Annotated in this window: 10 protein-coding genes; all 10 read left to right on the top strand. The window is 51.5% G+C overall.

The features are described from left to right. The first annotated feature begins 52 nt into the window (after positions 1–52). The 10 genes from pyrR to pyrE all read left to right on the top strand — a co-directional run bounded on the left by pyrR (position 53) and on the right by pyrE (position 11,513). A complete protein-coding gene (pyrR, locus tag K6T22_RS11060) occupies positions 53–583 on the top strand; it encodes a bifunctional pyr operon transcriptional regulator/uracil phosphoribosyltransferase PyrR (RefSeq protein WP_238240103.1) in 531 nt (176 codons plus the stop codon). A 51-nt stretch (positions 584–634) separates the two neighbouring features. Beyond that, positions 635–1,957, top strand: coding sequence for a uracil-xanthine permease family protein (locus K6T22_RS11055; RefSeq protein WP_238237179.1), 1,323 nt, complete (start codon positions 635–637; stop codon positions 1,955–1,957). A gap of 120 nt (positions 1,958–2,077) precedes the next feature. Next, positions 2,078–3,013, top strand: a complete 936-nt coding sequence (locus K6T22_RS11050) for an aspartate carbamoyltransferase catalytic subunit (protein ID WP_238237178.1) — start codon at positions 2,078–2,080, stop codon at positions 3,011–3,013. Then, complete coding sequence (locus K6T22_RS11045) at positions 2,997–4,268, top strand: dihydroorotase (RefSeq protein ID WP_238237177.1); 1,272 nt, start codon at positions 2,997–2,999, stop codon at positions 4,266–4,268. Before K6T22_RS11050 ends, K6T22_RS11045 begins: the two co-directional genes overlap by 17 nt. Then, the gene (locus tag K6T22_RS11040; RefSeq protein WP_238237176.1) at positions 4,261–5,349 is read left to right on the top strand and encodes a carbamoyl phosphate synthase small subunit; all 1,089 of its coding nucleotides are present in this window, start codon (positions 4,261–4,263) and stop codon (positions 5,347–5,349) included. Before K6T22_RS11045 ends, K6T22_RS11040 begins: the two co-directional genes overlap by 8 nt. After that, entirely contained in the window at positions 5,342–8,551 is a 3,210-nt protein-coding gene (carB, locus tag K6T22_RS11035; protein WP_238237175.1) for a carbamoyl-phosphate synthase large subunit, read from the top strand. The genes K6T22_RS11040 and carB overlap by 8 nt, the downstream gene beginning before the upstream one ends. Continuing rightward, positions 8,548–9,279, top strand: coding sequence for an iron-sulfur cluster-binding protein (locus K6T22_RS11030; protein WP_238237173.1), 732 nt, complete (start codon positions 8,548–8,550; stop codon positions 9,277–9,279). The genes carB and K6T22_RS11030 overlap by 4 nt, the downstream gene beginning before the upstream one ends. After that, positions 9,276–10,208: a dihydroorotate dehydrogenase gene (locus tag K6T22_RS11025; protein ID WP_238237168.1), complete on the top strand. Its 933-nt coding sequence runs from the start codon at positions 9,276–9,278 to the stop codon at positions 10,206–10,208. Before K6T22_RS11030 ends, K6T22_RS11025 begins: the two co-directional genes overlap by 4 nt. Further along, positions 10,183–10,884, top strand: a complete 702-nt coding sequence (gene pyrF, locus K6T22_RS11020) for an orotidine-5'-phosphate decarboxylase (protein WP_238237163.1) — start codon at positions 10,183–10,185, stop codon at positions 10,882–10,884. Before K6T22_RS11025 ends, pyrF begins: the two co-directional genes overlap by 26 nt. After that, a complete protein-coding gene (pyrE, locus tag K6T22_RS11015; protein ID WP_425293157.1) occupies positions 10,872–11,513 on the top strand; it encodes an orotate phosphoribosyltransferase in 642 nt (213 codons plus the stop codon). The genes pyrF and pyrE overlap by 13 nt, the downstream gene beginning before the upstream one ends. The last annotated feature ends 39 nt before the right edge of the window (positions 11,514–11,552 follow it).

Below are 11,552 nucleotides of genomic sequence, written 5' to 3'. Positions count from 1 at the left end.
GATGACCTTCTGCGGATTTACGCAGAAGGTCTTTTGTATGAAAGGAGAAACTATGAAACCAGCCGTCATCTTAGATGAAGCCGCGATCGGACGTGCACTGACACGGATCGCCCATGAAATCATCGAACGTAACAAAGGCATTGCTGATTTGATGATCGTCGGAATCAAGACGCGTGGCGAGACACTCGCTCGCCGCCTTGCGAAGCGGATCGAACAGATCGAAGGTAAATCGGTCTTACTCGGTGTCGTCGACATCTCAATGTACCGAGATGACTTGTCAAAGCGAAGTTTAGAGCCAGAAATCAAAGGTTCAGATTTGCCGGAAGACATCACCGGGAAAATCGTCGTCCTCGTTGACGATGTGCTTTACACAGGTCGTACCGTCCGAGCTGCGATGGACGCGCTCGTCGACCACGGAAGACCGAGTATGATCCAACTCGCTGTCCTCGTCGACCGTGGGCATCGAGAGTTACCGATTCGACCGGATTTCATCGGCAAGAACGTTCCGACGTCACGCGACGAGCAAGTCGTCGTCGCGCTCGCTGAAGTCGACGAAGCCGATCAAGTCTTTATTAAACGCTAAAAATCAAAACCTTTAAGGTGGTCCAGAGAGACCAGAAAGGGAGTCATCCATATGGCAAAACATGCCGCAGTACTTGATGTACAAGAAGTACCTACTCATCCTCTAAACTGGCTGATGCTCAGCCTACAACACGTCTTCGCGATGTTTGGTGCGACCGTGCTCGTTCCGCTCTTAACGGGACTCAACACATCGGTCGCGCTCGTCGCAAGCGGAGTCGGCACACTGATTTTCCTCGCCGTCACCCGCTTCAAAGTACCCACATATCTTGGTTCTAGTTTTGCCTACATCGCCCCGATCATCGCCGTTAGTGAACGGTGGGGTGTCGAGGATGCCTTAATCGGCGGAATGGTCGCTGGACTTGTCTACGGACTTGTCTCACTTCTCATCCGTTACACGGGAGCTGCTTGGTTGCTCCGATTACTCCCGCCCGTCGTCATCGGTCCGGTCATCATGGTCATCGGGTTATCGCTCGCACCAACGGCTGTCAACATGGCGATGAACGGAGCAGATGGTAAGTATAACGGTCTCTACTTCCTCGTCGCGATGGTCACACTCGGTGTCACACTCCTTGCGATGACATACTTAAAAGGAATGTGGAGTACGATTCCGATCCTGTTCGGGATCACGGTCGGTTATCTCGTCGCAGCATCCGTCGGAATCATTGATTTCACACCACTACAACAAGCAACGTTCTTCCACGTGCCGGACTTCACGATTCCGTTCCTGAACTACACGCCATCGTGGAATACAGCAGCATTACTACTCATAGTGCCAGTAACGCTCGTCACACTGACAGAACACATCGGAGAACAAAAAGTGACATCCCGCATCATCGGGCGCGAGACGCTCCTTGACCCTGGGATGCACCGGACAGTACTTGGCGACGGAATCGCAAAAACAGTCGCATCGATGCTCGGTGGACCACCGGTGACGACGTACGGTGAGAACAACGGCGTCATGTCGATCACTCGTGTGTATAGTGTCTTCGTCCTAGGTGGGGCTGCGGTTCTTGCCATCAGCTTCGGATTCCTCGGATATGTCGAAGGATTTATTAAGACGATTCCGACACCAGTCATGGGTGGCATCAGTATCCTCTTATTCGGAGTCATCGCTTCAAACGGTCTCCGGACACTGACGGAAAGTAAGATCGACCTTGCCGATAAGCGGAACTTGACGATCACAGCCGTCATTCTTGTCACAGGAATCGGAGGGGCAGCCTTAAAAATCGGAAACTTCTCTCTCGAAGGCATGGCACTGGCGACGATCCTTGGGATCATCCTGAATCTGGTCCTTCCGAAAACGACGGAACAGGTCGAAGAAACAGCTGAAACAACGGAAAACTCTACAACTCAATCTATAGCGAACAACTTTTAAGACGTTCCGAGAGAACGATAAAGTGAAGGCCATGAAAAGATGCAGGGACTCCTCTGCCTTCTTTCGGCGCACCTTCACTTAGAAGGTGCGCCTTTTTCATGACCTGAAGGAGTGAAATACATGAAAACGATCCTACAAACCCGACATTTCGTAAATGTAGAAAGCTTATCTACGACGGAGATCAATTCGTTGATTGAACGAAGCCTCGCTTTTAAACAAGGCGAACCGGTACCAGACTTTTCTGACAAGACACTCGTTAATCTGTTCTTTGAAAACTCGACGCGGACACGCTCTTCCTTTGAAATGGCAGAGCATCGCTTGAACATGCACCTACTGCCGTTCGAAACAGCGACGTCATCCGTGCAAAAAGGGGAGACGTTACGAGATACGTGCAAAACACTCGAAGTGATTGGCGCCGATGGGTTGGTCATTCGCCACGGTGAAACCGGCTATTACGAAGAATTGATGCAGACACTCGATATTCCGATTATCAATGCAGGAGACGGGAGCGGACAGCATCCATCACAGTCCTTACTCGATCTAATGACGATGGTCGAGACGTTTGGAACGATTGCAGGAAAAGTAGTCGTCATCTGTGGAGATTTACAACATAGTCGTGTAGCTCGGTCGAATGCCGATATCTTAAAACGACTTGGTGCCACCGTCTACGGATCAGGACCTGTTGAGTGGTATGACGAAGCGATGGGTATACCGTATCTTTCAATGGACGAAGCAGTCGAGCAGTGTGACATCTTGATGTTGCTTCGAGTTCAGCACGAACGGCATGACGGGACGACTCGATTTGATCCAGATGTCTATCACGTCACACACGGATTAACACATGAGCGGATGAATCGACTGAAACCTTCAGCGATCGTCTTGCATCCGGCACCGGTCAACCGCGGAGTTGAGATTGCCGACGAACTCGTCGAACATCCACAATCGAGAATTTTTGAACAGATGAAAAATGGTGTCTTTGCGCGAATGGCGATTCTTGAGTGGTGCTTTTCGACGAAAACAATCAAAGGAGACGATGCAGATGACAACACGAATTGAGAATGCGACATGGTACGAGGCAGGACAAGTTCGAACAGGGGATATTCGGATCGAAGCCGGGAAAATCACTGATTTAGCAGCAACACCGCAAGCTGGGGAAACGGTCATCGATGCATCCGGATTATTCGTCTCACCAGGATTCGTCGACATCCATGTCCATCTCCGAGAACCGGGCGGCGAACATAAGGAGACGATTGCGACAGGTACGGCAGCAGCGGCAGCTGGTGGGTTTACGACGATTTGTCCGATGCCGAATACGCGCCCGGTTCCTGACGATCGACAAACACTTGATGCATTGTTCCAAAAGATTGAAGAGACGGCGTCCGTCCGGGTTTTGCCTTACGCGGCGATTTCAAAAAATCAACTCGGACAAGAACTCGTCGCGTTCGATCAATTAACGGATGCTGTAGCGTTCACGGATGACGGTGTCGGGGTCCAGACGGCAGCCGTCATGCGAACAGCGATGCAACAAGCAGCCCGCCTTGGGAAAACAATCGTTGCTCACTGCGAGGATGATTCGTTGAAAGCAGGGTGTGTCCATGAAGGAAGTTATAGTCGGCGTGAAGGTCTGCAAGGCATTCCATCGCTTGCAGAGAGCATCCATATCGCCCGCGACGTCCTGATTGCTGAAGAAACCGGTTGTCATTACCACGTCTGTCATGTCTCGACGAAAGAGTCGGTCCGCGTCATTCGAGACGCCAAACGAGCAGGCATCCGTGTGACAGCAGAAGTCACACCGCACCATCTCGTGTTGATCGATGAGGACATTAAAGACCGGAATCCGAACTTTAAAATGAACCCTCCCTTGCGAAGTGAAGCGGATCGTCAAGCATTGCTCGAAGGGCTAGCGGACGGGACGATTGATTGCATCGCAACCGATCACGCGCCCCATGCAGCAGAAGAGAAGGCATTCGGTATCGAACGCGCACCGTTTGGCATTACAGGATTCGAGACAGCGTTCCCACTCCTGTATACAAAGCTTGTCGCTGAAGGCAAGATGACACTTGAGACACTGATTCGGAATTTAACGGACAAGGCAGCAACAATCTTTGAACTACCCTACGGCAAACTTGAAGTGGGGGCGGAAGCAGACTTGGTCCTGCTTGATCTAGAGACAGAGCGGACCGTTTCACCGGAACGGTTCCGTTCAAAAGGTAAGAACACACCGTTCGCAGGAGAACGGTTAAAAGGATTCCCGGTCATGACGCTCGTCAAGGGAGAAATCGTATTCAAGGAGGACACAGCACATGCGTAAACGGACACTGGTATTAGAGGACGGGATGACGTTCGAAGGAACGGCATTTGGCTCGGACACGACAACAACAGGAGAGGTCGTCTTCCAAACCGGAATGACCGGTTATCAAGAAATGCTATCGGATCCATCTTACTGTGATCAGATGATCGTGCTGACGAATCCGTTGATCGGCAATTACGGAATCAACCGAGAAGACTACGAAACGACGCGTCCACTCGCTAAAGCGTTGATCGTACGCGAACATTGCCAAACACCATCGAACTTCCGCAGTGAGATGTCGCTCGATGCAGCTCTTCGAGATCTTGATATCCCAGGATTAAGTGGAATCGATACGCGTCAATTAACACGACATATTCGCTCGAAAGGCGTCATGCGCGGTCGACTCGTTGATGGAGAGTTCAACCTAGCAGCGGAATTAAGCCACCTGCAAGATGCACCAGTCGAGACGGATCAAGTCAAGCGTGCTTCAACGGAACGGGCGTATATCATCCCAGGAGCTGGACCACGCATCGTCCTCGTCGACTTCGGTGCGAAGCTCGGAATCGTCCGCGAACTTGTCAAACGTGGCTGTGAAGTCGTCGTCGTGCCCTACGACGTGAGCGCAACGGAAGTCTTGCGCTATCGTCCAGACGGTGTGATGCTGTCAAATGGACCAGGGAATCCAAAGGATGTCCCGACAGCGATTCCACTGATTCAAGAATTGACAGGGAAAGTCGTCATCTTCGGAATTTGCCTTGGGCACCAGTTGATCGCACTAGCACATGGCGCGGACACGTTCAAGCTGCCATTCGGTCACCGAGGGGCGAATCACCCTGTACAGGATATCCGGACAGGTCGCGTCGATATCACGTCGCAGAACCACGGATATGCCGTCGACGAACACTCATTGTGCGATACCGTGCTTGAAGTAACGCACCTCGCAATCAACGATGGAACGGTCGAAGGCATCCGTCATACGTCAGCACCCGTCTTCTCGGTTCAGTATCACCCGGAAGCATCACCCGGTCCAATGGATGCGAACGGTCTATTCCAACAGTTTTTAGAAGAAATCACGAAACAACAGGAGGTCTCTCATGCCTAAACGTCAAGATATCCAGAAGATTCTCGTTATCGGGTCCGGTCCAATCGTGATCGGACAAGCAGCTGAATTCGACTACGCCGGAACACAAGCGTGTCAAGCCTTGAAGGAAGAAGGATATGAAGTCATCCTCGTCAACTCGAATCCGGCGACGATCATGACGGATCCGACGGTTGCTGATCGTGTCTACATCGAGCCTCTCCAAGCAGAGTTCGTCTCGCGGATCATTCGGAAGGAACGACCAGACGCCTTGCTTGCGACCCTCGGTGGTCAGACGGGTCTGAACTTGGCTGTCGAACTGGATCGTCTCGGTGTCCTTGCTGAATACAATGTCGAGTTACTCGGGACGAAATTATCAGCTATCGAAGAGGCAGAAGATCGTGATTTGTTCCGTCAACTGATGTTCAGACGCGGACATGGTGTACCGGATAGTGAAATCGTGCATACGCTCGAAGAGGCACAGCAATTCCGACAACAGATTGGTCTACCGATTATCATCCGTCCGGCATATACACTCGGAGGAACGGGTGGGGGGATCGCCAACACACCGGAAGAGTTCACGCGAATCGTCGAAGGGGGACTCAAGGCAAGTCCAGCAACACAAGTGTTACTTGAAAAATCGATTGCTGGGATGAAAGAGGTCGAGTTCGAAGTCATGCGTGATGCAACGAACCAAGCCATCATCGTCTGTGCGATGGAAAACTTCGACCCGGTCGGTGTTCATACAGGAGACTCGATCGTCTTTGCTCCGACGCAAACGTTATCGGACCGCGACTATCAATTGCTACGTAACGTCTCGCTCGATATCATTCGCGCACTCGGAATCGAAGGTGGATGTAACATCCAGTTCGCACTGGATCCAACGAGCTTCGACTACTACGTCATCGAAGTCAATCCACGCGTTTCTCGCTCGTCAGCCCTTGCTTCAAAAGCGACCGGATATCCGATCGCAAAACTTGCCGCGAAGATTGCTGTCGGATATGCCTTATCCGAATTAAAGAACCCGATCACCGAGACGAGCTTTGCTTCGTTCGAACCAGCACTCGATTATGTCGTCGCCAAAATTCCGCGCTGGCCATTCGATAAATTCGAAACGGCAGACCGGACACTCGGAACACAGATGAAGGCGACTGGTGAAGTCATGGCGATGGGGCGGACGATGGAGGAAGCATTGATGAAAGCCGTTCGATCACTTGAAATCGGTACAGCGGATCTGTACATGCCACGCTTCATCGAGATGGATGATGATGCACTGCAACAAGCGATTCGCCAAGCGACCGATGATCGACTCTTTGCTTTATACGCTGGTTTTGTTCGCGGCTATAGCGTCAAACAGATTCATGCTTGGACGGCAATTGATTGCTTATTCCTCGAAAAGCTCCAGCACATTTGTCAACTCGAGCAATCGGTCGCTGCCGGTTTGACGCCTGAACTGCTCCTTCATGTGAAGCGATACGGATTCAGTGACCCAATGCTTGCCCGGATCACAGGACAAACGGAAACGGAAATTCGCCGGATGCGTGAAGCGCAAGCGATTCATCCGGTCTACAAGATGGTCGATACGTGTGCGGCAGAGTTCGCATCCGACACACCGTACTACTACGGCACATACGAACGCGAAAATGAAGCCATCGCGACGAACCGTTCATCGATTCTCGTCTTAGGATCGGGTCCAATCCGAATTGGTCAAGGAGTCGAGTTCGACTATGCGACAGTCCATTCGATTCAAGCGATTCGTCAAGCGGGCTACGAAGCAATCATCGTCAACAACAATCCGGAAACCGTGTCGACCGACTTCTCAATCTCCGATCGGCTCTATTTTGAACCATTGACGACAGAGGATGTCCTCGAAGTCATCCGAAATGAACGTCCACTTGGTGTCATCGTCCAGTTCGGCGGACAGACGGCGATCAACTTAGCCGAATCACTGGCAGCAGAAGGTGTAAAAATCCTCGGCACATCGCTTGAAGATCTCGACCGGGCAGAGGACCGGAAACAGTTCGAAGCAGCGTTGACGGCACTCGAGATTCCACAACCACCTGGGAAAACGGCGGTGACGGTTGAAGAAGCGGTTACGGCAGCAGCGTCACTCGGTTACCCGGTCCTCGTTCGTCCATCGTATGTCCTCGGCGGTCGGGCAATGGAAATCGTCTATGCTCAAGAAGAACTCGAACATTACATGAAACATGCCGTCATCGCCTCACCAGAGCGACCAGTCCTTGTCGACCGCTACCTGACAGGAATCGAACTCGAAGTCGACGCGATTTGCGACGGAACGGATGTCGTCATCCCAGGCATCATGGAGCATATCGAACGTGCCGGTGTTCACTCAGGTGACTCGATTGGTGTTTATCCACCGCAACGGGTATCGCAAGACATCAAGGATCGAATCGTCGATTATACGACACGGATCGCCAAAGCATTCGGCATCAAAGGGTTGCTCAACATCCAGTTCGTCTATGCGGACGGCGCCCTCTATGTCCTTGAAGTCAATCCACGCGCTAGCCGGACGGTGCCGTTCATCTCGAAAGTGACGGGTCTTCCGGTCGCGCGTCTCGCAACGGACATCATTCTTGGTGAAACGCTCGCTGCTTACGGATTAACAAGTGGTGTCTTACCAGAAGAACCACTCGTCTCAGTCAAAGTACCAGTCTTCTCATTTGCGAAGCTCAAAGAAGTCGATCCAACGCTTGGACCAGAGATGAAATCGACTGGAGAAGTCATCGGAACGGACCGAACGCTTGAAAAAGCACTCTACAAAGGATTGCTCGCTTCCGGGATGGCGATTCCAGAACATGGTCGTGTCCTCTTGACAGTCGCAGACCCAGATAAAGCAGAAATGACGGATCTCGCACGACGCTTTGCCTCACTTGGATTTACGCTCCTTGCGACAGAAGGAACGGCAGCGTACTTGACGGAACAAGGATTACCGGTCCAGACGGTCGGCAAAATCGACTCGTCTTCCGAATCGATGCTCGACGTGATTGAAAAAGGTGAGATCGAATACGTCATCAATACGATGAGTCGCGATTCACAAGTCACAAAAGATGGCTTCATCATTCGACGGGCAGCAGCAGAAAATCAAGTCGTTTGTCTGACATCACTCGATACGGCGGAAGCGATTCTACGCGTCATCGAGAGTCGCTCGTTCGAAGCGAGCGCGATCCAAGCCTTCGCACACGAAAAGAAAGTGGTGATCCAATGAAGCAACTCTTGACGGTCGTCTCTCGACGAACGGTAGCTCAAGGCGCGACAGAACTCGTCTGTCGCCTCGAGCAACCTCAGGACATTGCGCCGGGGCGATTCATGCATCTCCGCGTCGGTCCACTCTTACGCCGACCGATCTCGATTGCCCGGGTCGATCGTGACCTAATTACGTTTCTCTTTAAAGAAATCGGGCAAGGGACAGCAGAGCTGGCTTCCTTGCGTCCCGACGACAAAATCGATGCCCTCGGACCGCTTGGAAACGGTTTTCCGATCAACGCCATCAACCGAGACCAACGGGTCGTTCTCGTTGGTGGAGGGATTGGGGTACCGCCGCTATATGAGACGATGCGTCAACTCGTCGCACGTGGTGTGACGTGTGAAGCGATTCTAGGATTCGATACGGCAACGAGTGTTTTTTACGAAGCGGAATTCAATGCGCTCGGCAAGACGACGGTCACGACGGTCGATGGCACACATGGAATAAAAGGATTCGTTACGGTTGCCTTACATCCGGAAAGCTATGATGTCCTACTCGCCTGCGGACCAGAGCCGATGTTGCGGTCACTACAGCAACAACCGATCGAGCATAAGTATCTCTCCATCGAAAATCGGATGGGATGCGGCATCGGAGCTTGTTTTGCCTGTGTCTGTCAAACACCAACAGGCGGGTACGTCAAGACTTGTTCTGATGGTCCAGTCTTTCGGGCAGAGGAGGTTGTATTATGACGGAACGATTGCGTGTCGAATTACCGGGTCTTTCCTTGAAAAATCCAATCATGCCGGCATCTGGATGTTTTGGATTCGGTGAGGAATACGCGAAGTTATATGATTTATCAGAGCTTGGGGCAATCATGATCAAAGCAGCGACGGGAGAAGAACGGTACGGAAATCCGACGCCGCGTGTCGCGGAGAGTGGAATGGGGATGTTGAATGCAATCGGTCTCCAAAACCCGGGTGTCGATGGCATCTTAACGAAAAAACTACCGTTCCTTGAGACGTTTGATACAGCAATCATCGCGAATGTCGCTGGTTCGACACCGGAAGAATATGAGCATGTCGCAGAAAAAATGAGTCGTCATCCAGGCATTCATGTACTGGAATTAAATATTTCCTGTCCAAATGTCAAATCAGGTGGAATTCAATTTGGAACGGATCCATTGCTTGCCGCTGAATTAACGCGTCGTGTCAAACAGGTCTCTACCAAACCGGTTTACGTTAAGCTATCACCGAACGTCACCTCAATCGTCGAGATGGCACGTGCCGTCGAAGCGGCTGGCGCGGACGGGCTGACGATGATCAATACACTCGTTGGGATGCGAATCGATGTCCGAACGGGACAGCCAATCCTTGCTAACCGGATCGGTGGATTATCCGGTCCATCGATCAAACCAGTCGCGATTCGGATGATTCATGATGTCGCGCAAGCCGTCTCGATTCCAATCATCGGCATGGGTGGCGTGATGGAGGTCGACGATGTCTTAGAAATGATTTACGCCGGGGCTTCGGCTGTTGCTGTCGGTACCGCGAACTTCGTCAATCCATACATCTGTCAAGAATTGATTCAGCAGTTACCGGGTCGGATGGATGAACTCGGCATCGATCACATTTTAGACATCAGGGGGAAAGCATATGAGTCAACTTTACATCGCGCTTGATTTTCCGACCGAAGAAGAAGTTTTTTTGTTCCTCGAGCGGTTTGAAGAAACGCGTCCTGCCGTTAAAGTCGGAATGGAATTGTTTTATGCAGCAGGGGGGACATTCGTCCGAAAACTCGTCGAGCGTGGTCATGCGGTGTTCCTCGATGTCAAAGTCCACGACATTCCAGAGACGGCACGCCGGACGATGCGTATCATCGGACAATTAGGCGTCGAACTGACGAACGTCCATGTTGCCGGTGGGAAAGAGATGATGATTGCAGCCCGAGAAGGACTTCGTGAAACGAGCGCTACGACACAGCTGATTGGCGTGACTCAGTTGACATCAACGGATGAATCGATGTTACGCGATTTAAAGATTGAAGGAGCGATGCCGACTGTCGTTCGTGAGTATGCGCAACTGGCAGAAGCAGCGGGACTAGACGGTGTCGTCTGTTCAGCGCTCGATCTTCCTGAACTGGTCGGAGTTTGCCGAACGGAGTTCCGTTTCGTCACACCGGGTATTCGTCCTTCAAGCAGTGAATCAGATGATCAAAAGCGGGTCTCGACCGTTCTAGACGCTCGTCGAAATGGAGCGACGGATTTAGTAATTGGTCGCCCGATTACACGTGCCAAACATCCCGAACAGGTCTATCAGACGTTACTCGAAGAATGGAAGGGGCAATTATCATGGTAAATCCAATTGCAAATGCATTACTCCGTATCAAAGCTGTCACGTTATCTCCAAACGATCCGTATACGTGGGCGAGTGGGCTCCGTTCGCCGATCTATTGCGATAATCGGTTGACCCTTTCGTATCCAGAAGTCCGCTCCTTGATCGCAGATGCACTCGCTGAGAAAGTGAAGGATTTAGGAATCGAAGTCGTTGCTGGAACAGCGACGGCAGGTATTCCGCATGCGGCATTCGTCGCGGAACGATTAGGGTTACCGATGGTCTACGTGCGAAGTGGCAATAAGAAACACGGAAAAGGGAATCAAATCGAAGGTGTCATTCAACCAGGGCAACGCGTCGTCGTCATCGAGGATTTATTATCGACTGGAATGTCGGCAATCGAGGCAGCAGAAGCACTCCAAGCAAAGGGCGCGAACGTCATTCGCATTCAAGCGATCTTCTCTTACGGGATGGAACGCTTGTCGAATAATCTCCGAGACGCGAAGATTGACGCGGATGCACTACTGTCGTTCGAAGCGTTACTCGAAACGGCACAACAACAAGGTGATATTACAATAGAAGAACAGAATCAACTCGCGAACTGGTCGAAAGACCCGGTTGCTTGGAGCGAGCGTTTTACTGCAAACGTTTAAAAATCATCGATTCCGTCGGACGACCTACGATTTCTAGTG

The organism is Exiguobacterium acetylicum (assembly GCF_022170825.1).
In the GTDB taxonomy this organism is placed as follows: Bacteria; Bacillota; Bacilli; order Exiguobacteriales; family Exiguobacteriaceae; genus Exiguobacterium_A; species Exiguobacterium_A acetylicum_B.
This window is presented reverse-complemented; position numbering and strand designations above follow the sequence as displayed.

Bases quoted from the DNA above. Each gene is read 5' to 3' on its own strand.
- pyrR (WP_238240103.1), top strand. From the start codon at position 53: ATGAAACCAGCCGTCATCTTAGATGAAGCCGCGATCGGACGTGCACTG.
- K6T22_RS11040 (WP_238237176.1), top strand. From the start codon at position 4,261: ATGCGTAAACGGACACTGGTATTAGAGGACGGGATGACGTTCGAAGGA.
- K6T22_RS11025 (WP_238237168.1), top strand. From the start codon at position 9,276: ATGACGGAACGATTGCGTGTCGAATTACCGGGTCTTTCCTTGAAAAAT.
- K6T22_RS11055 (WP_238237179.1), top strand. From the start codon at position 635: ATGGCAAAACATGCCGCAGTACTTGATGTACAAGAAGTACCTACTCAT.
- pyrF (WP_238237163.1), top strand. From the start codon at position 10,183: ATGAGTCAACTTTACATCGCGCTTGATTTTCCGACCGAAGAAGAAGTT.
- carB (WP_238237175.1), top strand. From the start codon at position 5,342: ATGCCTAAACGTCAAGATATCCAGAAGATTCTCGTTATCGGGTCCGGT.
- K6T22_RS11030 (WP_238237173.1), top strand. From the start codon at position 8,548: ATGAAGCAACTCTTGACGGTCGTCTCTCGACGAACGGTAGCTCAAGGC.
- K6T22_RS11045 (WP_238237177.1), top strand. From the start codon at position 2,997: ATGACAACACGAATTGAGAATGCGACATGGTACGAGGCAGGACAAGTT.
- K6T22_RS11050 (WP_238237178.1), top strand. From the start codon at position 2,078: ATGAAAACGATCCTACAAACCCGACATTTCGTAAATGTAGAAAGCTTA.